At 69.0% G+C, this 26825-nt stretch carries 21 protein-coding genes; 19 read left to right on the top strand and 2 right to left on the bottom strand.

Annotated features, from left to right (window positions below):
* Positions 1-21 precede the first annotated feature (21 nt).
* From secE to AFL01nite_RS03490, 9 genes are all read left to right on the top strand, one after another.
* A complete protein-coding gene (gene secE, locus AFL01nite_RS03530) occupies positions 22-243 on the top strand; it encodes a preprotein translocase subunit SecE (protein WP_146825798.1) in 222 nt (73 codons plus the stop codon).
* Between the two features lie 17 nt (positions 244-260).
* Positions 261-1049, top strand: a complete 789-nt coding sequence (nusG, locus tag AFL01nite_RS03525; RefSeq protein ID WP_146825797.1) for a transcription termination/antitermination protein NusG — start codon at positions 261-263, stop codon at positions 1047-1049.
* A gap of 83 nt (positions 1050-1132) precedes the next feature.
* On the top strand, positions 1133-1564 hold the full coding sequence (rplK, locus tag AFL01nite_RS03520; RefSeq protein WP_146825796.1) for a 50S ribosomal protein L11: 432 nt from the start codon (positions 1133-1135) through the stop codon (positions 1562-1564).
* A 91-nt stretch (positions 1565-1655) separates the two neighbouring features.
* Positions 1656-2372 carry a 50S ribosomal protein L1 gene (gene rplA / locus AFL01nite_RS03515; protein ID WP_146825795.1) on the top strand — a complete coding sequence of 239 codons (717 nt, stop codon included), beginning with the start codon at positions 1656-1658 and terminating at the stop codon, positions 2370-2372.
* A gap of 102 nt (positions 2373-2474) precedes the next feature.
* Positions 2475-3302, top strand: coding sequence for an SCO4651 family lipoprotein (locus tag AFL01nite_RS03510; protein ID WP_146825794.1), 828 nt, complete (start codon positions 2475-2477; stop codon positions 3300-3302).
* A 217-nt stretch (positions 3303-3519) separates the two neighbouring features.
* Entirely contained in the window at positions 3520-4155 is a 636-nt protein-coding gene (gene rplJ, locus AFL01nite_RS03505; protein ID WP_146825793.1) for a 50S ribosomal protein L10, read from the top strand.
* A 58-nt stretch (positions 4156-4213) separates the two neighbouring features.
* Positions 4214-4600 (top strand): 50S ribosomal protein L7/L12, encoded by a 387-nt coding sequence (rplL, locus tag AFL01nite_RS03500; protein WP_146825792.1) that lies wholly within the window; start codon positions 4214-4216, stop codon positions 4598-4600.
* Between the two features lie 387 nt (positions 4601-4987).
* Complete coding sequence (gene rpoB / locus AFL01nite_RS03495) at positions 4988-8527, top strand: DNA-directed RNA polymerase subunit beta (RefSeq protein WP_186813793.1); 3540 nt, start codon at positions 4988-4990, stop codon at positions 8525-8527.
* Positions 8528-8568: 41 nt separating this feature from the next.
* A complete protein-coding gene (locus AFL01nite_RS03490; protein ID WP_146825790.1) occupies positions 8569-12396 on the top strand; it encodes a DNA-directed RNA polymerase subunit beta' in 3828 nt (1275 codons plus the stop codon).
* A gap of 71 nt (positions 12397-12467) precedes the next feature.
* On the opposite strand, the gene AFL01nite_RS03485 is transcribed toward AFL01nite_RS03490, so the two are convergent.
* Together AFL01nite_RS03485 and AFL01nite_RS03480 are read right to left on the bottom strand one after the other, a co-directional pair.
* A complete protein-coding gene (locus tag AFL01nite_RS03485) occupies positions 12468-13622 on the bottom strand; it encodes an acyltransferase family protein (protein WP_146825789.1) in 1155 nt (384 codons plus the stop codon).
* Between the two features lie 63 nt (positions 13623-13685).
* The gene (locus tag AFL01nite_RS03480) at positions 13686-14789 is read right to left on the bottom strand and encodes a hypothetical protein (protein WP_146825788.1); all 1104 of its coding nucleotides are present in this window, start codon (positions 14787-14789) and stop codon (positions 13686-13688) included.
* A 61-nt stretch (positions 14790-14850) separates the two neighbouring features.
* Here AFL01nite_RS03480 and AFL01nite_RS03475 point away from each other — a divergent pair, with 61 nt between their 5' ends.
* The 10 genes from AFL01nite_RS03475 to rpsJ all read left to right on the top strand — a co-directional run bounded on the left by AFL01nite_RS03475 (position 14851) and on the right by rpsJ (position 26825).
* Positions 14851-16149, top strand: coding sequence for a hydroxyacid-oxoacid transhydrogenase (locus tag AFL01nite_RS03475; protein ID WP_146825787.1), 1299 nt, complete (start codon positions 14851-14853; stop codon positions 16147-16149).
* 10 nt (positions 16150-16159) lie between these two features.
* Entirely contained in the window at positions 16160-16909 is a 750-nt protein-coding gene (locus tag AFL01nite_RS03470) for a GntR family transcriptional regulator (protein ID WP_146825786.1), read from the top strand.
* The gene (locus AFL01nite_RS03465; RefSeq protein ID WP_146825785.1) at positions 16906-19740 is read left to right on the top strand and encodes an FAD-binding and (Fe-S)-binding domain-containing protein; all 2835 of its coding nucleotides are present in this window, start codon (positions 16906-16908) and stop codon (positions 19738-19740) included. Before AFL01nite_RS03470 ends, AFL01nite_RS03465 begins: the two co-directional genes overlap by 4 nt.
* A 151-nt stretch (positions 19741-19891) precedes the next feature.
* Positions 19892-20623 (top strand): maleylpyruvate isomerase family mycothiol-dependent enzyme, encoded by a 732-nt coding sequence (locus AFL01nite_RS03460; protein WP_146825784.1) that lies wholly within the window; start codon positions 19892-19894, stop codon positions 20621-20623.
* Positions 20624-20855: 232 nt separating this feature from the next.
* Positions 20856-21230 carry a 30S ribosomal protein S12 gene (rpsL, locus tag AFL01nite_RS03455; RefSeq protein ID WP_019143662.1) on the top strand — a complete coding sequence of 125 codons (375 nt, stop codon included), beginning with the start codon at positions 20856-20858 and terminating at the stop codon, positions 21228-21230.
* Positions 21230-21700, top strand: a complete 471-nt coding sequence (rpsG, locus tag AFL01nite_RS03450; RefSeq protein ID WP_146825783.1) for a 30S ribosomal protein S7 — start codon at positions 21230-21232, stop codon at positions 21698-21700. Before rpsL ends, rpsG begins: the two co-directional genes overlap by 1 nt.
* Before the next feature lie 63 nt (positions 21701-21763).
* Complete coding sequence (gene fusA, locus AFL01nite_RS03445) at positions 21764-23875, top strand: elongation factor G (protein WP_146825782.1); 2112 nt, start codon at positions 21764-21766, stop codon at positions 23873-23875.
* A gap of 102 nt (positions 23876-23977) precedes the next feature.
* Positions 23978-25171 (top strand): elongation factor Tu, encoded by a 1194-nt coding sequence (gene tuf / locus AFL01nite_RS03440; RefSeq protein WP_146825781.1) that lies wholly within the window; start codon positions 23978-23980, stop codon positions 25169-25171.
* Positions 25172-25267: 96 nt separating this feature from the next.
* Positions 25268-26176 (top strand): cation diffusion facilitator family transporter, encoded by a 909-nt coding sequence (locus tag AFL01nite_RS03435; RefSeq protein ID WP_146825780.1) that lies wholly within the window; start codon positions 25268-25270, stop codon positions 26174-26176.
* A 340-nt stretch (positions 26177-26516) separates the two neighbouring features.
* A complete protein-coding gene (gene rpsJ / locus AFL01nite_RS03430) occupies positions 26517-26825 on the top strand; it encodes a 30S ribosomal protein S10 (RefSeq protein ID WP_078699131.1) in 309 nt (102 codons plus the stop codon).

Here is a 26825-nt window from a genome sequence, read left to right as displayed (position 1 = left end):
GACGTTCGACGAAGGAGCACCGTGAGCGAGAATCACGAACTGGCCGGGACGCGTGCCAAGCGCACGTCCCCGCTCACGTTCTACCGCCAGGTGGTCGCCGAGCTGCGCAAGGTGGTCTGGCCGACCCGCCCGCAGGTCGTCAACTACTTCTTCGTCGTGCTCGTCTTCGTGTTGATCATGATGGCGTTCGTCGCCGCGCTGGACTTCGGGTTCGGCAAGGCCATGTTCAAGATCTTCGCCTAACCCCAAGGACTGACTTCGTGACCTCCGCATTCGACGAGACCGACGCACCCGTGGACGAGACGTCCACCGACGAGGTGTCGGCCGACGAGACTCCCGACGCCGACGGCGTGGACGAGGCCGCCGACGCGACCGACTCGGAGACCTCCGAGACCGACGCCGTCGACGCCGACTCCGCTGCCGACGAGGAGGCCGTGGACCCGCTGCAGGAGTTCCGCGACCGGCTCTGGAGCCAGCCCGGCGACTGGTACGTCATCCACACGTACGCCGGCATGGAGAAGCGCGTCCAGCAGAACCTCGAGAACCGCAAGGTCGCGCTCAACGCCGAGGACTACATCCACGAGATCGTCGTGCCGACCGAAGAGGTCGCCGAGATCAAGAACGGCCAGCGCAAGCTGGTCCGTCGCACGGTGCTCCCCGGCTACGTGCTCGTCCGCATGGACCTGACCGACGACTCCTGGGGCGTCGTGCGCCACACCCCGTCGGTCACGGGCTTCGTCGGCAACTCGCACCAGCCGGTCCCGCTGAGCCTCTCCGAGGTCGAGAAGATGCTCGCCCCGGCCGTCGAGGCCGAGGCCGCCGCCGAGGCCACCGCCACGGCCGAGCCGACCCAGACCCCGCAGGCGAAGGTCGAGTTCAGCGACTTCGCGCCCGGCGACTCGGTGCTCGTCATCGACGGCCCGTTCGCCACGCTGCACGCGACGGTCACCGAGATCAACATCGACGGCCAGAAGGTCAAGGGCCTCGTCGAGATCTTCGGTCGCGAGACCTCGGTCGAGCTGCCGTTCGACTACATCCAGAAAGTTTGATCGCCCCGCGATCGAAGGTCCCGGCGTCGCGTGAACGAGCGGCGTCGGACTCAGAGCGAACAACACAGTAAGAAGGACCCGAAATGCCTCCCAAGAAGAAGGTCGCAGCTGTCGTCAAGGTGCAGCTGCAGGCCGGCAAGGCCAACCCGGCACCGCCCGTCGGTACCGCGCTCGGCCCGCACGGCGTCAACATCATGGACTTCTGCAAGGCGTACAACGCCCAGACCGAGTCCATGGCCGGCAACGTCATCCCCGTCGAGATCACGATCTACGAAGATCGCTCGTTCACCTTCGTCACCAAGACGCCCCCGGCCGCCGAGCTGATCAAGAAGGCCGCCGGCCTCGCCAAGGGCTCGTCCGTGCCGAACACCGACAAGGTCGGCAAGCTGACCCGCGACCAGGTGCGCGAGATCGCCCAGACGAAGATGCCCGACATCAACGCCAACGACATCGACGGCGCCATGAAGATCGTCGAGGGAACCGCCCGCTCCATGGGCGTCACCATCGACAACTGATTCACCCCGGCGGTCTCCCGACCGTCGGTCCCCGTGGGAGGGCCAGCTGGGCCCGCACCACACCTGGTAGCAAAAGGAAGAGAAACCAGTCATGACACAGCACAGCAAGGCGTACCGCGCCGTCGCCGAGAAGATCGACCGCGACGCGCTCTACACGCCCCTGCAGGCCACGACTCTGGCCAAGGAGTCCGGCTCCAAGAAGTACGACTCCACCGTCGACGCCGTCGTGCGTCTCGGCGTCGATCCCCGCAAGGCCGACCAGATGGTGCGCGGCACCGTCAACCTGCCGCACGGGACCGGCAAGACCGCCCGGGTCCTGGTCTTCGCCACCGGCGCCAACGCCGATGCCGCTCGCGAGGCCGGCGCCGACTTCGTCGGCTCCGACGACCTCGTCGAGAAGATCAACGAGGGCTGGCTCGACTTCGACGCCGTCGTCGCCACGCCGGACATGATGGGCAAGGTCGGTCGCCTCGGCCGCGTCCTCGGTCCGCGCAACCTGATGCCGAACCCGAAGACGGGCACCGTCACCGTCGATGTCGCCAAGGCCGTCGGCGACATCAAGGGCGGCAAGATCGAGTTCCGCGTCGATCGTCACGCCAACGTGCACTTCGTGGTGGGCAAGGCGTCGTTCAGCGCCGAGCAGCTCGCCGAGAACTACGGCACGGCGATCGAGGAGATCCTGCGTCTGAAGCCGGCCAGCTCCAAGGGCCGCTACATCAAGCGGGCCACGATCTCCACGACGAACGGCCCCGGCGTCCCGGTCGACCCGTCGCGCACGCGCAACTTCGCGTCCGACGACGAGGCCTGAGTCACCCAGTTCCACGACGACGCCGTCTCCCCTCGGGGAGGCGGCGTCGTCGCTTGTTCCGAAGCCGGTGTGGGCGTGGCTCCCCGGAGTAGTCTTCGCCCCATGAGGAAGTCGCTCGCCGCCCTGGCCACCGCCACGTTGCTGGCCCTGTCGTCCGCCTGCGGCGGACCGAGCGGCGGCGACGACGCGACGCCCGCCGCTGCCACGGCCTCGGCGGCGGCCCAGCCAGCCGCTGCCGCGTCGGCCTCCAGCGGGCTGACTCGTGAGAACTTCGTCGACCGCCTCGGCGCGGCGCTGACCGCCGCCGGCAGCGCTCATCTGGAGATGGAGTCGGCCGGCGAGCAGGGCGCCATGCAGGGCGACGTCCAGCTCGGCGACACCCTCACGGACGCGCGCACGCGCCTCACGATGGACCTCGGCGCGATGCCGGTGGAGCTGCGGCTCGTCGAGGGCGTGGCCTACCTCAAGCTCGGTCAGATGACCGGCGGCAAGTACGTCAAGGTCGACCTGACCGATCCGAAGGACCCGATCGCGCAGCGGTTCGGGGCGATGACCGACCAGGTCGACCCGCGGGCCCAGCTGGAGACGTTCCAGTCCGCCCTCGTCGAGTTCGAGGACCAAGGGTCCGGCGGCCGGATCGACGGCGTCGAGACCACGAGGATCAGGCTCGTGCTGGACACGTCCAAGGTCATGAGGAAGCACGGCGGGAAGGGCCGGACCGGCTCCTCGGTGCCGAAGCGGCTCGAGTCCGTGCTGTACGTCGGGTCGGACGACCTGCTGCGGAAGATGACCCTGGACCCGGACGGCAAGTCCACGACACTGACCTGGTCGAAGTGGGGCGAGCCGGTCGAGGTCTCGGCACCGCCGGCCGCCGACGTCACCGACAGCGGTGTCCTCGCCGGGCTCGGCGCACTCAACCCGCGCGCCTGAGAACGGGTCGATTTGGAGGATCGCCCGGCCTCTGCCTAGACTGGGCGAGCCGAAGACCGCCGGTGGTGTCTCCCACGAGTCACCCGAAGCGCCCGACAGGGTGACCCGCGCAGGTTCAGATCAGGGTTCGTCCCTGCGTTCACATCGAGCGTCCTGTGCCTGTGGCACGGGACGCTTTCTCGTGCAGGTGGTCTTCGCATGACAGTGAAGGAGACCCATGGCACGCCCGGACAAGGCAGCCGCCGTCGCCGCACTCGCGGACAACTTCCGCGAGTCCAACGGCGCGGTGCTCACCGAGTACCGCGGTCTATCCGTCAAGCAGCTGCAGGATTTGCGGCGCGCGCTTGGCGATGCCGCGAGCTATGCCGTCGCCAAGAACACGCTGACCAAGATCGCCGCCAGGGATGCCGGACTCGAGCTCGACGAGTCGTTGCTCACCGGTCCCACCGCGATCGCCTTCATCACGGGCGATCCGGTCGACGCGGCGAAGGGTCTGCGCGACTTCGCGAAGGCTAACCCCGCTCTCGTCCTGAAGGGTGGCTTCCTCGAGGGGAAGACGCTCAGCGCGGACGAGATCAACAAGCTGGCCGACCTCGAGTCGCGCGAGGTTCTCCTCGCGATGCTCGCCGGCGGCCTCAAGGCCAACCTGGCCAAGGCCGCGGGGCTGTTCAACGCCCCGCTGTCGCAGGCGGCCCGCACCATCGCGGCGCTGCAGGCGAAGGCCGAAGCCGATCCGTCGGTCCTGGCTGCGGGAGCTCCCGCCGCCGAGACCGCCGAGCAGGCACCTGCCGACGAGGCCCCCGCGGCCGAGTCGGCCACCGAGAACGTCGAGACCGACGTCACCGAGGGCTGAACCGCCCGATTTCCATCGGGACCCCCTCGGGGTCTCATTGTCGAAAGGAACGCCAACCATGGCGAAGCTGAGCACCGATGAACTGCTGGATGCTTTCAAGGAAATGACGCTGATCGAGCTCTCCGAGTTCGTGAAGCAGTTCGAGGAGACCTTCGAGGTCACCGCCGCCGCCCCGGTCGCCGTTGCCGCTGCGGGTGCGCCCGCCGCTGCCGCTGGCGAGGCCGCTGAGGAGAAGGACGAGTTCGACGTCGTCCTCGAGGCCGCCGGCGACAAGAAGATCCAGGTCATCAAGGAGGTCCGCGGCCTCACGAGCCTGGGCCTGAAGGAGGCCAAGGACCTCGTCGAGGGTGCGCCGAAGGCCGTCCTCGAGGGCGTCAACAAGGACGCTGCCGAGAAGGCGAAGGAGGCCCTCGAGGCCGCCGGCGCCACGATCACCCTCAAGTGATCTTCGGCTGACCGCCTGATCGAAGGCGCTCGTCCCCCTCAGGGGGCGAGCGCCTTTGTCATGTCCGCCACATGAGACGTGGCGAAACGGCCTGAATTGTCAGGCGGGAGAGTGGGGGAAACGTTTGATCGTCCCCGATTCCGGACACGATGTCAAGAGCCCTACTTGATCTCGGTGTGTCGGCGGGTTAGCATGGAGGTTCGCGCCCACTTTGCCATGCCCTTGACCCGTCCTGCCCGCTGTTGGCAGGACTTGACGGGGTTCCCGAAGCATGCGCGCCCACGGCACCAGTCGTGGGGCTTCGCGCGGCGTGAGCCGCGCGTCGACAACTGAAGAGTACAGAACCGCCACGTTCATCGCATGCGAGTTCCTTCGGAAGGACTTCTCTTGGCCGCCTCGCGTACCGCCACGCATCACAACACCTCGCGCATCTCGTTCGCGAAGATCGCCGAACCGCTCGAGGTTCCCGAACTTCTCTCCCTGCAGACCGACAGCTTCGACTGGCTGATCGGCAGCGACGCCTGGCGCGAGCGCGTCGAGGCCGATCTGGCTGCCGGACGCAACGACGTCTCAGCCAAGTCGGGCCTGGAGGAGATCTTCGAGGAGATCAGCCCCATCGAGGACTTCTCCGAAACGATGAGCCTCTCGTTCCGCGACCACCGGTTCGAGCCGGCCAAGTACTCGGTCGAGGATTGCAAGGACCGCGACGTCACGTACGCCGCCCCCCTGTTCGTCACCGCCGAGTTCATGAACAACGAGACCGGCGAGATCAAGAGCCAGACGGTCTTCATGGGCGAGTTCCCGCTCATGACCGACAAGGGCACCTTCATCATCAACGGCACCGAGCGTGTCGTCGTCTCCCAGCTCGTCCGCTCGCCGGGTGTGTACTTCGAGCGCACCGCCGACAAGACGTCCGACAAGGACATCTTCACCGCGCGCGTCATCCCGTCGCGCGGTGCGTGGCTGGAGTTCGAGATCGACAAGCGCGACATCGTCGGCGTCCGTCTCGACCGCAAGCGCAAGCAGTCCGTCACGATGCTGCTCAAGGCCCTGGGCTTCACCGAGGAGCGCATCCTCGAGGAGTTCGGCCAGTACGAGTCCGTCCGTCTGACGATGGAGAAGGACTCGGTCCGCAGCGAGGTCGTCCGCGAGGAGCTCGAGAAGAAGGCCCGCGACGCCGCCGTCACCAACGAGACGGTCGACGCCGAGGTCACGCGTCGCTCGCTCATCGACATCTACCGCAAGCTGCGTCCGGGCGAGCCGCCGTCGGTCGAGGCCGCGCAGACGCTGTTGGAGAACTACTACTTCAACCCGAAGCGCTACGACACGGCCAAGGTCGGTCGCCACAAGATCAACAAGAAGCTCGGCACCGACTCCGCCTTCGACCAGCAGACGCTGACGCTCGACGACGTCGTCGCCACGATCCGCTACGTCGTCGCGCTGCACGACGGTGCGAACGAGCTCGAGACCCCGGCCGGCACCGTCCCGGTCGAGGCCGACGACATCGACCACTTCGGCAACCGCCGCATGCGCACCGTGGGCGAGCTCATCCAGAACCAGCTGCGTACGGGCCTGGCCCGCATGGAGCGTGTCGTGCGCGAGCGGATGACGACCCAGGACGTCGAGGCGATCACGCCCCAGACCCTGATCAACATCCGTCCGATCACGGCGGCGCTGAAGGAGTTCTTCGGCACCAGCCAGCTGTCGCAGTTCATGGACCAGAACAACCCGCTCGCGGGCCTGACGCACAAGCGTCGTCTGTCGGCCCTCGGCCCGGGTGGTCTGTCGCGTGAGCGCGCCGGCTACGAGGTCCGCGACGTTCACCCGTCGCACTACGGCCGCATGTGCCCGATCGAGACCCCGGAAGGCCCGAACATCGGCCTGATCGGCTCGCTCGCGTCGTTCGGACGGATCAACCCGTTCGGCTTCGTCGAGACGCCGTACCGCCGCGTCATCGACGGCAAGGTCAGCGACCAGATCGACTACCTGACCGCCACCGACGAGGACCGCTTCATCGTCGCCCAGGCCAACTCGATCCTCAACGACGACGGTTCGTTCGCCGAGGACCGCGTGCTGGTGCGCCAGCGCGGCGGTGAGGCCGAGCTCCGCCCGGCCGCCGAGGTCGACTACATGGACGTCTCGCCGCGCCAGATGGTGTCGGTCGCGACCGCGCTGATCCCGTTCCTCGAGCACGACGATGCCAACCGCGCGCTCATGGGCGCCAACATGCAGCGTCAGGCCGTCCCGCTGATCCGCAACGACGCCCCGCTCGTCGGCACCGGCATGGAGTACCGCGCCGCCGTCGACGCCGGTGACGTCACCGTCGCCAAGAAGGCCGGCGTCGTCAAGGAGGTCTCGGCGGACTCCGTCGAGATCATGGAGGACGAGGGCACGTACACCACGTACCGCCTGGCGAAGTTCCGTCGCTCGAACCAGGGCACCTGCACGAACCAGCGCCCGCTGGTCCGTGAGGGGCAGCGGGTCGAGGTCGGCACGCCGCTGGCCGACGGCCCCTGCACCGATCACGGCGAGATGGCGCTGGGCACCAACCTGCTCGTCGCCTTCATGCCGTGGCAGGGCCACAACTACGAGGACGCGATCATCCTGTCCCAGCGCGTCGTCCAGGACGACCTGCTGACCTCGATCCACATCGAGGAGCACGAGGTCGACGCCCGCGACACCAAGCTGGGCCCGGAGGAGATCACGCGCGACGTCCCGAACGTCAGCGAGGAGACCCTCGCAAACCTCGACGAGCGCGGCATCATCCGCATCGGCGCCGAGGTCGGCAACGGCGACATCCTCGTCGGCAAGGTCACGCCTAAGGGCGAGACCGAGCTGACCCCCGAGGAGCGCCTGCTGCGCGCGATCTTCGGCGAGAAGGCGCGCGAGGTGCGCGACACGTCGCTCAAGGTCCCGCACGGCGAGTCCGGCACCGTCATCGGCGTCCGCGTCTTCGACGCGTCCGAGGGTGACGAGCTCAGCCCCGGCGTGAACCAGCTGGTGCGCGTCTACGTGGCCCAGAAGCGCAAGATCAGCCACGGTGACAAGCTCGCCGGTCGTCACGGCAACAAGGGCGTCATCGCCAAGATCCTGCCCATCGAGGACATGCCGTTCCTCGAGGACGGCACCGCCGTCGACATCGTGCTGAACCCGCTGGGTGTGCCCGGTCGAATGAACGTCGGTCAGGTCCTCGAGACCCACCTGGGCTGGATCGCGAAGGCGGGCTGGGAAGTCCCCGACGCGACGAAGGACGAGTGGGCCGAGCGCCTGCGCAAGATCGGGGCCGACCAGGCCGCGCCGAACACGAACATCGCCACCCCGGTGTTCGACGGTGCGCGCGAGGACGAGATCTCCGGTCTGCTGAGCAACACGCGTCCGAACCGCGACGGCGACCGCATGGTCGGCCCGGACGGCAAGGCGGTGCTCCTCGACGGTCGTACCGGCGAGAAGTTCCCCGATCCGATCAGCGTCGGCTACATGTACATGCTGAAGCTGCACCACCTGGTCGACGACAAGATCCACGCGCGCTCGACCGGTCCGTACTCGATGATCACCCAGCAGCCGCTCGGCGGTAAGGCCCAGTTCGGTGGCCAGCGCTTCGGTGAGATGGAGGTCTGGGCGCTCGAGGCCTACGGTGCCGCCTACGCACTGCAGGAGCTGCTGACGATCAAGTCCGACGACATCGTCGGCCGCGTCAAGGTGTACGAAGCCATCGTGAAGGGCGAGAACGTCCCCGAACCGGGTATCCCCGAGTCGTTCAAGGTTCTCGTCAAGGAGATGCAGTCGCTGTGTCTCAACGTCGAAGTGCTCTCGGCCGACGGCACCGCCGTCGAGATGAAGGACTCCGAGGAGGAGTTCTTCCGCGCCGCTGAAGAGCTCGGTATCGACCTGTCCCGCCGCGAGCCGTCGTCCGTCGACGAGCTCTGAGCCGGACCCCAGACAGAACTTCGAAAGGGATAGAAGACACCGTGCTCGACGTGAACTTCTTCGATCAGCTCAAGATCGGTCTCGCGACCGCCGACGACATCCGCAACTGGTCGTTCGGTGAGGTCAAGAAGCCTGAGACGATCAACTACCGCACGCTCAAGCCCGAGCGTGACGGCCTCTTCTGCGAGAAGATCTTCGGTCCCACCCGGGACTGGGAGTGCTACTGCGGCAAGTACAAGCGCGTGCGCTTCAAGGGCATCATCTGCGAGCGCTGCGGCGTCGAGGTGACGCGCTCCAAGGTGCGCCGCGAGCGGATGGGCCACATCGAGCTCGCCGCCCCGGTCACGCACATCTGGTACTTCAAGGGTGTGCCGAGCCGGCTTGGCTACCTGCTGGACCTGGCGCCGAAGGACCTCGAGAAGGTCATCTACTTCGCGGCCTACATGATCACGTCGGTCGACGAGGACGCTCGTCACCGCGACCTCGACAGCCTGGAGAGCAAGATCCGCCAGGAGATCGACCAGATCGAGAACCGCAAGAACGACGCGATCAACACCCGGGCCGTCAAGCTCGAGGAGGACACCGCGGCGCTCGAGGCCGAGGACGCCAAGGCGGCCGAGCTGCGCAAGGTCCGCGATGCGGCCGAGCGCGAGATGGGCCAGCTGCGCGACCGTCACGACCGTGAGATCGCGCGCATCCAGGAGGTCTGGGACCGGTTCAAGAACCTCAAGGTCCAGGACCTCGAGGGTGACGAGCTGCTGTTCCGCGAGATGCAGTACCGCTTCGGCAAGTACTTCGACGGCTACATGGGCGCTGCGGCGATCCAGAAGCGCCTGCAGGACTTCGACCTCGACGCCGAGGCCGATCTGCTGCGCGAGATCATCGCGACCGGCAAGGGCCAGCGCAAGACGCGTGCCCTGAAGCGGCTCAAGGTCGTCTCGGCGTTCATGGGCTCGGAGAACAACCCCGCGGGCATGGTGCTGGACGCCGTTCCGGTCATCCCGCCGGAGCTGCGCCCGATGGTCCAGCTCGACGGTGGCCGCTTCGCGACCTCCGACCTCAACGACCTGTACCGCCGCGTCATCAACCGCAACAACCGCCTCAAGCGACTGCTCGACCTCGGCGCGCCCGAGATCATCGTCAACAACGAGAAGCGGATGCTGCAGGAGGCCGTCGACTCGCTGTTCGACAACGGCCGTCGTGGCCGTCCCGTCACGGGTCCGGGCAACCGCCCGCTGAAGTCGATCTCCGACATGCTCAAGGGCAAGCAGGGTCGCTTCCGTCAGAACCTGCTCGGCAAGCGCGTCGACTACTCGGGCCGTTCGGTCATCGTCGTCGGCCCGCAGCTCAAGCTGCACCAGTGCGGTCTGCCCAAGCAGATGGCGCTCGAGCTGTTCAAGCCGTTCGTGATGAAGCGCCTGGTCGACCTGAACCACGCGCAGAACATCAAGAGCGCCAAGCGCATGGTCGAGCGGGCCCGCCCGGTCGTCTGGGACGTCCTCGAAGAGGTCATCACCGAGCACCCCGTGCTGCTGAACCGCGCGCCCACGCTGCACCGTCTGGGCATCCAGGCGTTCGAGCCCCAGCTGATCGAGGGCAAGGCCATCCAGATCCACCCGCTCGTGTGCTCGGCGTTCAACGCCGACTTCGACGGTGACCAGATGGCCGTGCACCTGCCGCTGTCGGCCGAGGCTCAGGCCGAGGCCCGCGTGCTGATGCTGTCGACGAACAACATCCTGAAGCCGTCCGACGGCCGACCGGTCACCATGCCCACCCAGGACATGATCATCGGTCTGTACTTCCTCACGCTCGAGCGTGAGGGACACGTCGGCGAGGGTCGCGCGTTCACGTCGCCGTCGGAGGCCACGATGGCCTTCGAGCGTGGCGAGATCACGTTGCAGAGCAAGGTCAAGATCCGTATCGACGGCGAGATCCGCGAGACGACGCTGGGCCGGGCCATCTTCAACGAGACGCTGCCCGCGGACTACCCGTTCGTGAACTTCCAGGTCGGCAAGAAGGAGCTCGGGGTCATCGTCAACGACCTCGCCGAGCGCTACAGCAAGGTCGACGTGGCCGTCGCCCTGGACAACCTGAAGGATGCCGGCTTCCACTGGGCGACGCGCTCCGGCGTGACGATCTCGATGGACGACGTCGTCAGCCCGCAGGAGAAGGGCAAGATCCTCGAGAAGTACGAGGGTCAGGCCGCCAAGGTCCAGCAGCAGTTCGACCGCGGTCTCATCACCGAGGACGAGCGCCGCCAGGAGCTCATCGAGATCTGGACCCAGGCCACCGCCGAGGTCTCGGCCTCGATGGAGGTCCTGTTCAAGGCCAGCGGCGACAACCCGATCTGGATGATGGTCAACTCCGGCGCCCGCGGCAACATGATGCAGCTGCGTCAGATCGCCGCCATGCGAGGCCTGGTCGCGAACCCGAAGGGCGAGATCATCCCGCGCCCGATCAAGGCGAACTACCGCGAGGGCCTGTCGGTCGTCGAGTACTTCATCGCGACCCACGGTGCTCGTAAGGGCCTGGCCGACACCGCGCTGCGTACGGCCGACTCGGGTTACCTGACCCGTCGTCTGGTCGACGTCAGCCAGGACGTCATCATCCGCGAGGAGGACTGCGGCACCGAGCGCGGTCTGCCCAAGCAGATCGGCACGCGCCTGGACGACGGCACGCTCGTGGCCGCCGAGAACGTCGAGACCTCGGCCTACGCCCGCAACGCCGCGGTGGACATCGTCCACCCGGAGACGGGCGAGGTGCTGGTCGGTGCGGGTGAGGACCTCGGCGACGTCGAGATCCACCACCTCATCGCGTCCGGCGTCGAGTCGATCAAGGTCCGCACGGTCCTGACGTGTGACGCCAAGACCGGCACCTGCGCCAAGTGCTACGGCCGTTCGCTGGCCACCGGCAAGCTCGTCGACATCGGCGAGGCCGTCGGCACCATCGCGGCCCAGTCGATCGGCGAGCCCGGCACCCAGCTGACGATGCGTACCTTCCACACCGGTGGTGTGGCCGGTGACGACATCACGCACGGTCTGCCGCGCGTCGTCGAGCTCTTCGAGGCCCGTCAGCCCAAGGGCAAGGCGCCCATCACCGAGGCCGCCGGTCGTGTCACGATCGACGACAGCGAGAAGGGCCGCAAGCTGGTCGTCACGCCGGACAACGGTGGCGAGCCGGTCGAGTACCCGGTCACCAAGCGTGCGCGCCTGCTGATCCAGGACAACGACGCGGTCGAGGTCGGCCAGCAGCTGACGCACGGTACGCCCGATCCGCAGGAGGTCCTGCGCATCCTGGGTGTCCGCAAGGCGCAGGAGCACCTCGTGGACGAGGTCCAGGAGGTCTACCGCAGCCAGGGCGTGGCGATCCACGACAAGCACATCGAGATCATCGTGCGCCAGATGCTCCGTCGCGTGACGGTCATCGAGCAGGGTGACGCCCGCTTGATCCCCGGCGACCTCGCGGACCGCGCGGTCTTCGAGGAGGAGAACCGCCGCGTCGTGGCCGAGGGCGGCACCCCCGCCTCCGGCCGTCCGGTCCTGATGGGCATCACGAAGGCCTCGCTGGCCGTCGAGTCCTGGCTGTCGGCCGCCTCCTTCCAGGAAACGACCCGCGTCCTCACCGAGGCCGCGATCCAGGGCAAGTCGGACTCGCTGCGCGGTCTGAAGGAGAACATCATCATCGGCAAGCTGATCCCGGCCGGCACCGGCCTGGAGCGGTACCGGAACATCCGGGTCGAGCCCACCGAGGAGGCGCGTCAGAACGCCTACGCGGTCACGGGCTACGACAGCTTCGACTACCAGTTCGGAGCGTCGGACGCGGCGCCGGTGGCGTTGGACGACTACGACTTCAGCTTCGACAACAACTGAGTCACTGAGTCACGCGAAGGGGCCCTGCCGATCGGCAGGGCCCCTTCGTCGTGCCTGGCGCCGCCGCTCGGTCAGAGCAGGCGGCCGATGTGGCGGTGGTTCGACGGCGGCGGCAGCCGTCGCTCCACGCCGCGGTCCCAGACGTCGGGGTGCTCGCCCTGCGAGTGGTAGGTGTCCTCCTGCGGATCACGGAACATCCACGTCAGCCGGGGCTCGAAGACCGGACGGAAGACGGTGGCCACCGGCTGGGTCATCAGCAGGTTGGCGACGATGAGCGCGACCACGATGCAGCCCAGCACCGCCCGGGCGCCGTAGGGCTCGATCTGCTCCCAGAGGCCGAAGTGCCGGTCGAGGCCCAGGATGACGAAGCCGTGCAGCAGGTAGCAGTAGAAGGTGCGTCCGCCCAGCGTGGTCGTCCACGACCGGGCTCGCGGCACGAGCGACAGCGCAGCCAGGGTCAGCGCCAGGGCGATCACCATGAGCATCGCCCGGATCAGCACGCCCTCGACGGGGCCGGAGTCCAGCTCGTCGTACCGGGCCTTCCACAGCAGCCACGTCGTGGTGGGCCGCTCCTGGGCCCAGTCGCCGGCGTACAGCTGGCACACCACGAAGGTGCCGACCAACAGCACGACCGAGGCGACCCGCACCGGCAGGCGACCCAGGCGCAGGAACATGTCACGGTCGAAGTGCAGGCCGATGACGTAGAACGGCAGCAGGCCGAGCACCTTCGGCAGCGCCAGCACGTTGGGGATCTCGATCAGCCCGGCGAGCAGGGAGATCAGCACGGCCGTGGTGATCGGGTACTTCAGCGCGCGCCAGATCGGCGTCGTCAGGCGCCAGATGAACAGCGCGGCGAGGAACCACCCCAGCCACTGCGGCGAGAGGATCATCCAGTGCTCGGGCTCGCCGTCGTAGTGCCGGGTGATGAGCTGCAGGCCGGTCTCGACGATGAGGTACGGCACGATCAGCGTCGACACGATGCGCCGGATCTGGCGGAAGTCGCCGACGTAGTGCCGCGCCGTGTAGCCCGAGATCAGGACGAAGAACGGCATGTGGAACGCGTAGATCCACGTGTACACGCCGCGGGCGGAGTCCATGACGACGAGCTCGGTCAGGGAGTGCCCGATCACGACCAGGAGCATCACCCAGTAGCGCGCGTTGTCGAGGTAGGCGACGCGTTCCTTGGGCGTGGAGGTGCTGACGGGCAGCGGGTCGAGTCGGCTCATCGGCACCGACTCTAGTTGCTGTGGCCGCGAGGGACCGTTCGAGCGAGGCGGCGGCCGCCGGGCTCAGGAGACCGGGTCGAGGAACAGCGAGAGGTAGTTGCCGCGCGCCGACAGCGTGTGCACCGTGCGGACCTGGCGGCCGTCGCGCGCAGTGCCCCACGTGGTGATGATGACCTCGTTGAGGTCGGCGATGACGTCGCGGCGCACGCCGCCGTCCTCGACGCGCTCGCTGGTGAACGTGTCGGCCACCTCGGTGGCGATCGAGGCGCGCAGGGTGGTCATGGTGGCGAACGGGGGACGTCGGCCCGAGAGCAGGACCATCGCGCTCGACGGGGGCAGGTAGCCGTCGATCACCGGTTCGGTCGCCGGGGCGTCCTCGTCCATCCTGGGCCAGATCCAGTCGGTCTTCTCCGCGGTCTCCTCGACCTCCGGCGGGTCCTCGAGCTGCTCGGGGGTGCGGTTCTCCTGGCCGGTGCGCGCGTCGCCGACGTAGGCCAGGTCGAGGCGCATGACGGGCCGTCCGAGGGAGGCGTAGTTGCCGGTGCGCGTGGGCACGTGACCCGGGTCGACGGTCATGCGGACGTGCAGGTCGCGACCGCCGGGCGTCGTCCCGGTGACGTCGAGCGTGCAGCCGGTGACACGGCGGTCGGTGGCTCGACAGTGGGCCGACAGGTCGTCGGTGACGATGTCGGACTCGGGCAGCAGGACCGAGAGCTGGGCGAGCAGGCGCCGGACGACGAGGGTGGGATTGCCGTCGATCCGCATCAGCGAGACGAAGGTGTCGGGCCGGGGGGCGTCGTCGAGGTCCTCGAACAGGTCGCCCTCGGGCCGGGTGTCGATCGTCGGCGTCGGCGTGGGGGTGGGCGTGCCGTCCGTGCCCTCCTCCTGCGCCTGCTCCAGGGCCTCCTCGGCACGCAGGGCGTCGAGCTCGGGCTTGTAGGCCGCGATCAGGCGCTCGCTCCGGTAGCGCACGAGCGGACCGAGCTGGGCGGCGCCGGCCGGGACGCTGACGCCGAACCCGATCGGGCTGGCGGGACCGGACTCGTGCGAGTTGATCTCGGGCGGAGTCGTCTCGCGGTCCGAGTCGGGGATGGTCCCGGTGGTGGTGCAACCCGTCAGGGTCAGGAGCGCCGCCGTCGCGGCGATGGCGGCGGTCAGACGGCGCATCGATTCCCTCGGTAGATGTGGACTACCCAAGGGTAGCCGGTGGCGTCGTATGGTTCTGTCCATGTTCGCCCCGAGCCAGCCCGAGTCGATCTTCACCTACGGCGCGCCCGCCCTGAAGTTCGGGCCGGGGGCCCGACACGAGATCGCGTACGACCTCGGCCGCTTCAACGCCCGGCGGGTGCTCATCGTCACCGACGCCGGCGTGGCGGCCACCGGGTCGCCCCAGGAGCTGGCCGACCGGATCGGCGCCACGGGCGTCGAGGCGGTCGTGTTCGACGGCTCCCGTGTCGAGCCCACCGATGCCAGCCTCACCGCGGCGATCGACTTCGCCCGGGCGAACGGTCCGTTCGAGGTCGTCATCGCGATCGGCGGCGGCAGCAGCATCGACACAGCCAAGGCCGTCAACCTGCTGCTGACGAACGAGGGCGAGCTGATGGACTACGTCAACGTCCCCGTCGGCCGCGGCCAGGCGCCCGCGAACCCCCTGCTCCCGCTCATCGCCGTGCCCACCACGACCGGCACCGGCAGCGAGAGCACCACGATCTGCGTGCTCGACGTCGTCGACCAGCACGTCAAGACGGGCATCTCGCACGCGGCGCTGCGCCCGACCTACGCGGTCGTCGATCCGGAGCTGACGATCACCCAGCCGGCAGGCGTCACCGCCGCCTCCGGGCTCGACATCCTGTGCCACGCCCTCGAGAGCTACACGGCACGGCCGTTCACGTCCTACGAGGCCAAGCGGCCCGAGGAGCGCGTGCCCTACTGCGGCTCCAACCCCATCGCCGACCTGTGGTCCGAGAAGGCGCTCACCCTGATGAGCACCGCGTTCCGCACGGCGGTGCGGCACGGCGACGACGTGGCCGCGCGCGAGCAGATGGCGATGGCCGCGACGTTCGCCGGCCTCGGCTTCGGCAACGCGGGCGTGCACATCCCGCACGCCAACGCCTACCCGATCGCGGGCCAGGTCGGCGACTTCCACCCGGCCGACTACCCCGAGCCCGACGGCACGACCGGGCACGGACTGGTGCCGCACGGCATGGCGGTGTCGATGACCGCGCCGGCAGCCTTCCGGTTCACCTTCGAGGCCGCCCCCGACCGGCACGTGCGGGCGGCGCGCCTGCTCGACCCCGACGCCACGATGACGGACGACCCGGCCGACCTCCTGCCGACGGTGCTGTCCTCGGTGATGCGTGACGTCGGCGTGCCGTCGGGGCTGGCCGAGCTCGGCTTCGGCGAGTCCGACCTCCCGGCGCTGGCCGAGGGCACGATGAAGCAGCAGCGGCTGCTGGCCACGGCTCCACGCGAGGTCACCGAGGACGACGTCGTCACGATCCTGTCCGGCTCGGTCGAGCTGTGGTGACGGCACGCCCGTGACGACGCGGCCCACCGCCACCGACCGGGTGTTCGCGCTGCTGCGCGAGCGGATCGTCGGGGGCGACCTCGCGGCGGGATCGCAGCACTCGATCTACCGGCTCTCCGAGCAGCTGGACGTGTCGCGCACGCCGGTGCGTGAGGCGGTGCTGCGGCTCGCCGACCTCGGCCTGGTCGAGATCGAGCGCAACCGCGGCGTGCGGATCCGGGGCGTGACCGTGGCCGACGTGCGCGAGGTCTTCGAGCTGCGGCTGCTGTTGGAGGTGCCGGCCGCCGCCGCCGCGGCGCGCCGGGCGGACCCCGGCCTCCGCCGGGCGCTGGCCGCGAACGTCGCGGCCACCCGGCGCCACGCCGACGCGGGGAGCGAGGCCGACTTCAGCCGGGTCGACCGCGACTTCCACGCGCTGGTCGCCTCGGCCTCGCGCAACCCACGACTCGACGCCGAGGTGGCCCGCCTGCGCGACTCGATCCAGGCGCGGGGAGTCTCCACGTTCGGGCGGTCGCGACCGCTGGCGGAGGTCGTGGCCGAGCACGCGCCGGTCGCCGAGGCGATCGCGGCAGCCGAGCCCGAGGCCGCTGCCGCCCGGATGGCCGACCACCTGCGGCACACGGGAACGCTGCTCATGGGTCAGGTGGCGATCGCGGACGAGACCGTCGACCCCCGCTGGGCCGACGACGTGTGCGCCGCGGTCTCGGCGGCGGGCAGTAGCATGCTACTGACGCCCGACTCTCCTGAAGGATCGCGATGACCGCCTCACGCCTGGACGACCGCCTCAGCACCGCGGGCGACGTGGTGTCCGCGCTGCGCCGTTCGGGACTGCGTGACGTCGACGACTCGTCGCTGGCCCGTGCGCTCTACAGCTCGGACGCCTCGCTGTACCGCGTCGAGCCCACCGTCGTCGTGCGCCCGTACGACCTCGACGAGGTGCACGCGGTCGTCGAGGCGTGCCGCACCACGGGCATCCCGCTGACCTCGCGCGGCGCCGGCACCTCCATCGCCGGCAACGCTGTCGGCACGGGCGTCGTCCTGGACTTCTCGCGGCACATGAACCGGATCCTCGCGATCGACGAGGCCACCCGCACGGCCGAGGTGCAGCCGGGCGTCGTCCACGCCGCGCTGCAGCGCGTGGCCGCGCCGCTGGGCCTGCGCTACGGGCCCGACCCGTCCACCCACACCCGCTGCACCGTCGGCGGCATGATCGGCAACAACGCCTGCGGCAACCGGGCGCTGGGCTACGGCCGCAGCGCCGACAACGTGGCCGCCCTCGACCTGCTGACGATGGCGGGGGAGCGGTTCCAGGTGGGTCACGACGTCGTCGTCGCCTCCGAACGGCTCGGGGGACTGCGATCGCTCATCGGTGACCACCTCGCCACCGTCCGCACCGAGTTCGGCCGCTTCGGCCGCCAGGTGTCGGGCTACAGCCTCGAGCACCTGCTGCCCGAGCGGGGCTTCGACGTCGCGTCGTTCATGGCCGGCACCGAGGGCACCCTCGCGGTCATGCTCGGCGCCACGGTCGACCTGGTGCAGGACGCGCCCGTCCGCCACCTCGTGGTGCTGTCCTTCCCGTCGATGGCCGAGGCCGCCGACCACGTCCCGGCGATCCTGCCCTTCGACCCGATCGCGTGCGAGGGCCTCGGCGGCCGCATCGTCGAGGTCTACCGCGCCGCCAACGGGGTGTCGTCGGTGCCGGAGCTGCCGGCGGGCGACGGCTTCCTCTACGTCGAGCTGGCCGGCGACGACGCCGCCGAGCTGCGCGCCCGGGCCGACCGCGTCGTGCGGGCGTCGGGCGCGATCGGTCACCGCCACGTCACCTCGCCGATGGAGCAGTCGGTGCTCTGGCGCATCCGCGAGGAGGGTGCGGGACTCGCGTCGCGCGCCTGGGACCGGCCCGCGCTCGCCGGCTGGGAGGACGCGGCCGTGCCGCCCGAGCGACTGGGGGAGTACCTGCGCGGCTTCGAGGCGCTGCTCGACCAGCACGGCCTGCACGGCACGCTGTTCGGCCACTTCGGCGACGGTTGCGTCCACGTGCGCATCGACTTCCCGCTGGACGCGCCGGACGGCAAGCAGGGATTCCGGTCCTTCCTCACCGACGCGGCGACGCTGGCGGCCTCGCACGGGGGATCGTTCTCCGGCGAGCACGGCGACGGACGGGCCCGGTCCGAGCTGCTGCCGCTGATGTACTCGCCCGAGGCGATCGGGCTGTTCGAGCAGGTGAAGGGGGTCTTCGACCCGGACGACCTGCTCAACCCCGGCGTGCTCGTGCGACCCCGCCCGCTCGACTCCGACCTCCGCGGCATGGGGGCCGGCTGGCTGCCCGGACTGCCGGAGGGCCGCCAGGGCCTCAAGCTGCTGCACGACAGCGGCGACTTCGGTGCGGCCGTCCATCGCTGCACCGGCGTCGGCAAGTGCCTCGCGGCGCCGGGCGCGGGGGTGATGTGCCCGTCCTTCCAGGCGACGCGCAACGAGAAGGACTCCACCCGCGGCCGCTCGCGCGTGCTGCAGGAGATGGTCGACGGCCGGCTCGTCGACGGCGGCTGGTCCAGTCCCGAGGTCCACGAGGCGCTCGACCTGTGCCTGTCGTGCAAGGGCTGCCTCGGCGACTGCCCCACGGGCGTCGACATGGCCAGCTACAAGGCCGAGGTGCTGCACCAGACCTACCGGGGCAGGCTGCGACCGCGGAGCCACTACATCCTGGGCCGGCTGCCGATGTGGGCCCGGCTCGGCGCCCCGCTCGCGCGCCTGTCGAACGTCGCCCTGCGTCTGCCGGGCATCGCGCACCTGGCGCGCTGGGTCGCCGGCATCGACCAGCGGCGCAGCATCCCCGCCTTCGCGCCGCGCACCCTCTCGAAGGTCCTCGCCGCCGAGGAGCGCGCGACCGGGGGCGACCCCGTGCTGCTGTGGGCGGACTCCTTCACCGAGTACTTCTCCACCGACGCCGGTCGCGCGGCCGTGCGGCTGCTGGAGTCCGCCGGCTACGAGATCCGTCTGCTCGAGCGTCAGCAGTGCTGCGGCCTGACCTGGATCTCGACCGGCCAGCTCGACCAGGCCGCGCAGCTCGCCGGCGCGGCCGTCGAGCAGCTGCACCCCTACGTCGAGGCCGGCATCCCCGTGGTGGGACTCGAGCCGTCGTGCCTGGCGGTGCTGCGCACCGACGCCGTCGAGCTGGTCGACGACCCGCGCGCCGCCGTCGTGGCGCAGGGGGTCTTCACGCTCGCCGAGCTGCTGGCCGACCGCGAGGACCTCGACGTGCCCGACCTCTCGGGGCGCACGCTCGTGGTCCAGCCGCACTGCCACCAGGCGTCCGTCATCGGCTTCGACGCCGACCTGCGACTGCTGTCGCGCACCGGGGCGACCGTCGTCCGGGTGGGCGGCTGCTGCGGCCTGGCCGGCAACTTCGGCGTGGAGAAGGGGCACTACGAGGTGTCGGTGGCGGTCGCCGAGCAGCAGCTGCTGCCTGCCGTGCGCGACGCCGGACCCGACGCGATCGTGGTCGCCGACGGCTTCAGTTGCCGCACGCAGCTCGACGACCTGGCCGGCGTCCGCGCCGTCCACCTCGCCGAGCTGCTCCTGGGCGACTGACCCCGCGGTGGCGGTGAGCCTCGTCCCACCGTTCCGCGGGTGGCGGTGAGTCCGGTCCCACCAGCGCGCCGAGCGTGGGACCAGGCTCACCGCCCTCGACGGACCGTGGGACCCAGCGCACCGCCCCTGCGGGACCGTGGAGGATGGGCCCATGGAAGATCCGCTGATCCTGCTCGGCCGCGAGCTGGCGGGCGTGGCCGCGCTCGTCGGCGACATCGAGGGCGACGAGCCCGTGCCGGCCTGCCCGGGCTGGACGTCCGCCGACCTGGTCACCCACCTGGGCGCGGTCCATCGGTGGGCCGCCGCCATCGTCCTGTCGGGCCAGCGCATCGCGGAGGAGCCCGTCGTGCGGGCCGTCGAGCCGCTCGACGAGTGGTACGCCGGCACCGCCACGGCGCTCATCGCGGCGCTGCAGGCCGTCGACCCCGACGAGGGGACCCCGAACTTCGCCAAGATCGACGAGGTCGCCGGGTTCTGGCCGCGCCGGCAGCTGCACGAGACCTGCGTGCACCGGGTCGACCTGCTGCAGGCGCTCGGGCGCGCCGAGCCGACTTGGGGCGTCGATCCGGAGGTCGCCGGGGACGGCATCGCCGAGGTCATCCGCGTGTTCGGGCGCCGCATGACCGCCCGGGGCCAGCGTCCGCGGGTCGACGCGCCGATCCGCCTCGTGGCCACCGACCTGGACCGCAGCTGGATCGTCGCGCCCGACGAGGACGACCCGGCCGCCGCACCCCGGCTGGTGCAGCGGGAGGTCGACGTCGAGGGCGAGCTGGTGGGCACGGCCACCGATCTGTACCTCGCGCTGTGGGGCCGCCTGCCGGCCGCGGCCGTCGCGCCCACCGGCGCGGCGATCGCCTGGCTCGACGGCCCGCGCGTTCCCTGACCCGGACCGTCGCCCCCGGGAGGGAGGCGATTTGTCCCGGGGAGGCGCGCTCGGGTAAGGTGGGGAGCCGTGCCCGACGTGAGTCGGTGCGACGTTCGAACGGACAAGGGCCCCTGGCCCGATGATCCGTGACCACGGTGGCCGGATGCCCCCGTGGTGGAGATCGAGAAGGACCCGCGAGGCCGCATGCGCGCCCGCGATCGGAACGGGAAGATTCCCAGGAAGAGGCATAGTGCCCACCATCAACCAGCTTGTCCGCAAGGGCCGCCAGAGCAAGGTCGTCAAGACCAACACGCCGGCCCTCAAGGGTTCGCCCCAGCGGCGCGGCGTGTGCACCCGCGTGTACACCACGACCCCGAAGAAGCCGAACTCCGCGCTCCGTAAGGTCGCCCGTGTCCGGCTCTCCAGTGGCACCGAGGTGACCGCCTACATCCCCGGCGAGGGCCACAACCTGCAGGAGCACTCGATCGTGCTCGTCCGCGGTGGTCGTGTGAAGGACCTCCCCGGTGTCCGCTACAAGATCATCCGCGGCTCCCTCGACACCCAGGGTGTCAAGGGCCGCAAGCAGGCTCGCAGCCGTTACGGCGCGAAGAAGGAGAAGAGCTGATGCCTCGTAAGGGTCCCGCTCCGAAGCGTCCGATCGAGACTGATCCGGTCTACGGCAGCCAGCTGGTCACCCAGCTGATCAACAAGGTTCTGTTCGACGGCAAGAAGCAGGTCGCGCAGCGCATCGTCTACACCGCGCTCGAGGGCACGCGTGAGAAGTCCGGCACCGATCCGGTCATCACGCTCAAGCGCGCGCTCGACAACGTCAAGCCCGCCCTCGAGGTCAAGAGCCGCCGCGTCGGTGGCGCCACCTACCAGGTCCCGGTCGACGTCCGTCCGAACCGCCAGACCACCCTCGCGCTGCGCTGGCTCGTCAAGTACAGCTCGGAGCGTCGCGAGAAGACGATGGCCGAGCGCCTCATGAACGAGCTGCTCGACGCCAGCAACGGCCTGGGTGCCAGCGTGAAGAAGCGCGAGGACACCCACAAGATGGCCGAAGCCAACAAGGCGTTCGCCCACTACCGCTGGTGACCGTGAGCGCGACGACCTCGCGCTCCCACACCCACCCCCATCTCTGCGAAGGCTGATCCTCACGTGGCAACCGACATCACCACCGACCTGACCAAGGTCCGCAACATCGGCATCATGGCGCACATCGATGCCGGTAAGACCACCACCACCGAGCGCATCCTGTTCTACACCGGCATCACGTACAAGATCGGTGAGGTCCACGAGGGTGGCGCCACGATGGACTGGATGGAGCAGGAGCAGGAGCGCGGCATCACCATCACGTCCGCCGCGACGACCTGCTGGTGGAACAAGCACCAGATCAACATCATCGACACCCCCGGTCACGTCGACTTCACCGTCGAGGTCGAGCGCTCGCTGCGCGTCCTCGACGGTGCGGTCGCCGTGTTCGACGGCGTGGCCGGTGTCGAGCCCCAGTCCGAGACCGTCTGGCGTCAGGCCGACAAGTACGGCGTCCCGCGCATGTGCTTCGTCAACAAGCTCGACCGCACGGGCGCCTCGTTCGACTTCTGTGTCAAGACCATCCGTGAGCGCCTCGGTGCCACGGCCCTGGTGATGCAGCTGCCGATCGGCGCCGAGTCCGACTTCCTGGGTGTCGTCGACCTCGTCGGCATGCGGGCCCTGACCTGGCGCGGCGAGACGACGATCGGCGAGGACTACACGGTCGAGGAGATCCCGGCCGACCTCGCCGACGCCGCCGAGGAGGCCCGTGAGGCCATGCTCGAGACGCTGTCTGACGTCGACGACGAGATCGCCGAGCTGTTCCTCGACGGTGCCGACATCCCCGTCGACGTGCTCAAGGCCGCCATCCGCCGCGCGACCCTGGCTGCCAAGCTCAACCCCGTTCTCTGCGGCACCGCGTTCAAGAACAAGGGCATCCAGCCCCTGCTCGACGCGGTCGTCGACTTCCTGCCCAGCCCGATCGACGTCGGCGACATCGTCGGCCTCGATCCCAAGGACGAGACGAAGAACGACACGCGTGCCCCGTCCGACGAGGCGCCGTTCTCCGGTCTGGCCTTCAAGATCGCCACGGACCCGCACCTGGGCAAGCTGACCTTCGTCCGCGTCTACTCGGGTCGCCTCGAGGCCGGCACGCAGGTGCTCAACGTCACGAAGGGCCGCAAGGAGCGGATCGGCAAGGTCTACCAGATGCACGCCAACAAGCGTGAGGAGATCGCGTCGGTCGGCGCCGGCCAGATCGTGGCCGTGATGGGCCTCAAGGACACCACCACGGGCGAGACGCTGGCCGACTCGGCCAACCCGATCGTGCTCGAGTCGATGACCTTCCCCGACCCGGTGATCCAGGTCGCCATCGAGCCGAAGACCAAGAGCGACCAGGAGAAGCTGGGCGTCGCCATCCAGAAGCTCGCCGAGGAAGACCCGACGTTCCAGGTCCACACGGACGAGGAGACGGGCCAGACGATCATCGCCGGCATGGGCGAGCTCCACCTCGACATCCTGGTCGACCGCATGAAGCGCGAGTTCAAGGTCGAGGCCAACGTCGGCAAGCCGCAGGTCGCCTACCGCGAGACCATCCGCGGCACGGTCACGGGCCACAGCTACACGCACAAGAAGCAGACCGGTGGCTCCGGCCAGTTCGCCAAGGTCGTCATCGGCCTGGCGCCCAACGGCCCCGACGCCGGTGGCGAGGGCGGCTACGAGTTCGTCAACGAGGTCACGGGTGGTCGCGTCCCGCGCGAGTACATCCCCTCGGTCGACGCCGGTGGCCAGGCCGCCATGGAGTTCGGCGTGCTCGCCGGCTACCCGATGGTCGACGTCAAGTTCACCCTCGAGGACGGCGCCTACCACGACGTCGACTCCAGCGAGCTCGCGTTCAAGCTGGCCGGCAACCAGGCCTTCAAGGAGGCCGCTCGCAAGGCGAACCCGGTTCTCCTCGAGCCGATGTTCGCCGTCGAGGTCACGACGCCCGAGGACTACATGGGCGACGTGATCGGCGACCTCAACTCCCGACGTGGACAGGTTCAGTCCATGGAGGAGGGCTACGGCGGTGCCAAGATGATCAAGGCGCTCGTGCCGTTGTCCGAGATGTTCGGTTACGTGGGCGATCTGCGGTCGAAGACCTCAGGCCGCGCGTCGTACTCGATGCAGTTCGACTCCTACGCCGAGGTCCCCAAGGCCGTGGCCGAAGAGATCATCAAGAAGGCCCGCGGCGAGTGATTCACGGACCATCGCATAAGGTGGTCTGAGGTTCGCAACCGACGCGTGCCACACGGCGTTTTTGTCAACAAGATCTAGAGAAACCAAACCAGGAGGGCCCCAGTGGCTAAGGCGAAGTTCGAGCGGACCAAGCCGCACATGAACATCGGCACCATCGGTCACATCGACCATGGCAAGACGACGCTGACCGCGGCGATCACCAAGGTGCTGCACGACGCATACCCCGATCTGAACGAGGCCTCGGCCTTCGACCAGATCGACAAGGCTCCCGAGGAGCGCCAGCGCGGTATCACGATCTCCATCTCGCACGTCGAGTACCAGACCGAGAACCGTCACTACGCGCACGTCGACTGCCCGGGTCACGCCGACTACGTCAAGAACATGATCACCGGCGCGGCTCAGATGGACGGTGCGATCCTCGTGGTCGCCGCCACCGACGGCCCCATGCCCCAGACGCGTGAGCACGTGCTGCTCGCCCGCCAGGTCGGCGTGCCGGCGATGGTCGTCGCGCTCAACAAGTGCGACATGGTCGATGACGAGGAGATCCTGGAGCTCGTCGAGCTCGAGGTCCGTGAGCTGCTCAACGAGCAGGACTTCGACGGTGACAACGTCCCCGTCGTCAAGGTCGCGGCCCACCCGGCCCTGACCGGCGACGCCAAGTGGGGCGAGTCGATCCTCGAGCTGATGAAGGCTGTCGACGACTACATCCCGCTGCCCCCGCGTGAGACGGACAAGCCGTTCCTCATGCCGGTCGAGGACGTCTTCACGATCACCGGTCGTGGCACCGTCATCACGGGTCGTATCGAGCGCGGCATCGTCAAGGTGAACGACACGGTCGACATCGTGGGCATCCGCGAGGACAAGCAGACCACGACGGTCACCGGCATCGAGATGTTCCGCAAGCTCCTCGACGAGGGCCAGGCGGGCGAGAACGTCGGCCTCCTGCTGCGTGGCACGAAGCGTGAGGACGTCGAGCGCGGCATGGTCGTGATCGCTCCCGGTTCGACCACCCCGCACACGGAGTTCGACGGTCAGGTCTACATCCTGTCGAAGGAGGAGGGTGGCCGTCACACGCCGTTCTTCAACAACTACCGTCCGCAGTTCTACTTCCGCACCACGGACGTCACCGGCGTCGTCACGCTGCCCGAGGGCACCGAGATGGTCATGCCCGGCGACAACACCGAGATGTCGGTCGTGCTGATCCAGCCGATCGCCATGGAGGAGGGCCTGCGCTTCGCCATCCGCGAGGGCGGCCGCACCGTCGGCGCCGGCCGTGTCACCAAGATCCACAAGTGATCTGATCTGACACGCACTGCGTGAGGAACCCCCGGGACTTCGGTCCCGGGGGTTCTCTCTTTCCCCGGACGTCGGCGCCATGGGTAGCCTGCGAGGGTGGGACACGATCACGCGCACGGCGCCGGGGTGGAGCACCGGGGTCGACTCGCGCTCGTCCTGGGCCTGACGCTCGCCGTCCTCGTCCTGCAGGTCGTCGTCGGCACGCTGACCGGGTCGCTGGCACTGCTGGCCGACGCCGGGCACCTGCTGAGCGACTCCCTCGGATTGGTGCTCGCGCTGGCGGCGATCGCGGTGGCGCAGCGTCCCGGCGGTCCGCGGAGCACGTACGGCCGACACCGCACCGAGGTGCTGGCGGCCGGCGCCAACGCCCTGGTCCTGCTGGGCATCTGCGTGGTCATCGCGGTCAACGCCGTTCGCCGCCTGGAGGACCCGCCGAGCATTGAGGGCGGGTGGGCGCTGGTCGCCGGTGCGATCGGGCTGGCCGTGAACGTCCTCGGCCTGGTGATCCTGCGGGCCGGGGCGAAGGAGAGCCTGAACGTCCGCGGCGCCTACCTCGAGGTGCTCGGCGACGCGCTCGGCTCGGTCGCGGTCATCGGGTCCGCGCTGCTGATCCTCACGCTGGGCTGGGACGCGGCCGATCCGGTCGCGTCGCTGGTGATCGCGGCGCTCGTGCTGCCGCGCGCGGTGTCCCTGCTGCGCGACGTCGCCGAGGTGCTGCTCGAGACGAGCCCGCGCGACGTCGACCTCGACCAGGTGCGCGACCACATCCTCGGGGTGCCCGGTGTGGTCGACGTCCACGACCTCCACGTCTGGACGATCACGAGCGGGATGCCGGTGATGAGCGCCCACGTCGTCGTGGACGACACGGTGGTGGCGATGGCCGACGCGCACGACGTGCTCGACCACCTCGTCACCTGCCTGAGCCAGCACTTCGACGTGGCCCACTCGACCTTCCAGCTGGAGCCGACCGGGCACCTGGACAGCGAGCGCCACGGTCACCGGTAGGGAAGCGTGGCCGAGCCCACAGCGGCGGGGCAGGAACCCGATTTGTGTTCGCCGCCGCATGTCTGTCAGAATGGTCAGGTTGCCCCGGCATGTTCGCGGTGGCTCCTGCGGTTGGGAACTCACGCCCAGCTCAACGTAGGCGCCGAGCCCGAGACCATGTTGTCCGGCCAGTCGCACCGCTTCTGCGGGGCGGAGCCGGTCCAACCACCTAACTCGAGAAGTGTGTGTTCCTTTGCGCGCCAGGCGCGCCGCGACACGCCCGACCTCGGGGAACGGAGCGGGGGCATGCCTACCCCGAACCCGGGGGCTGGCGAAGACGAACGTAAAGGACGACGAGAGCATGGCGGGACAGAAGATCCGTATCCGGCTCAAGGCCTACGACCACGAGGTCATTGACTCCTCGGCGAAGAAGATCGTCGACACCGTGACCCGCACTGGCGCCAAGGTCGCCGGTCCCGTGCCGCTGCCGACGGAGAAGAACGTGTACTGCGTCATCCGTTCGCCGCACAAGTACAAGGACAGCCGCGAGCACTTCGAGATGCGCACCCACAAGCGGCTCATCGACATCATCGACCCCACGCCCAAGACCGTCGACTCGCTGATGCGACTCGACCTTCCGGCGGGCGTCGACATCGAGATCAAGCTCTGA

The sequence above is a fragment of the Aeromicrobium flavum genome, from assembly GCF_007992115.1.
Taxonomy (GTDB): domain Bacteria; phylum Actinomycetota; class Actinomycetes; order Propionibacteriales; family Nocardioidaceae; genus Aeromicrobium; species Aeromicrobium flavum.
This window is presented reverse-complemented; position numbering and strand designations above follow the sequence as displayed.

What these genes read in the sequence shown, in the direction of transcription:
- AFL01nite_RS03475 (WP_146825787.1), top strand. Translation starts at nt 14,851, where the DNA reads ATGTTCGCCCCGAGCCAGCCCGAGTCGATCTTCACCTACGGCGCGCCC.
- AFL01nite_RS03465 (WP_146825785.1), top strand. Translation starts at nt 16,906, where the DNA reads ATGACCGCCTCACGCCTGGACGACCGCCTCAGCACCGCGGGCGACGTG.
- rpsJ (WP_078699131.1), top strand. Translation starts at nt 26,517, where the DNA reads ATGGCGGGACAGAAGATCCGTATCCGGCTCAAGGCCTACGACCACGAG.
- rplL (WP_146825792.1), top strand. Translation starts at nt 4,214, where the DNA reads ATGGCGAAGCTGAGCACCGATGAACTGCTGGATGCTTTCAAGGAAATG.
- rplK (WP_146825796.1), top strand. Translation starts at nt 1,133, where the DNA reads ATGCCTCCCAAGAAGAAGGTCGCAGCTGTCGTCAAGGTGCAGCTGCAG.
- AFL01nite_RS03510 (WP_146825794.1), top strand. Translation starts at nt 2,475, where the DNA reads ATGAGGAAGTCGCTCGCCGCCCTGGCCACCGCCACGTTGCTGGCCCTG.
- rpsG (WP_146825783.1), top strand. Translation starts at nt 21,230, where the DNA reads ATGCCTCGTAAGGGTCCCGCTCCGAAGCGTCCGATCGAGACTGATCCG.
- AFL01nite_RS03480 (WP_146825788.1), bottom strand. Translation starts at nt 14,789, where the DNA reads ATGCGCCGTCTGACCGCCGCCATCGCCGCGACGGCGGCGCTCCTGACC.
- rplA (WP_146825795.1), top strand. Translation starts at nt 1,656, where the DNA reads ATGACACAGCACAGCAAGGCGTACCGCGCCGTCGCCGAGAAGATCGAC.
- AFL01nite_RS03460 (WP_146825784.1), top strand. Translation starts at nt 19,892, where the DNA reads ATGGAAGATCCGCTGATCCTGCTCGGCCGCGAGCTGGCGGGCGTGGCC.
- rplJ (WP_146825793.1), top strand. Translation starts at nt 3,520, where the DNA reads ATGGCACGCCCGGACAAGGCAGCCGCCGTCGCCGCACTCGCGGACAAC.
- AFL01nite_RS03485 (WP_146825789.1), bottom strand. Translation starts at nt 13,622, where the DNA reads ATGAGCCGACTCGACCCGCTGCCCGTCAGCACCTCCACGCCCAAGGAA.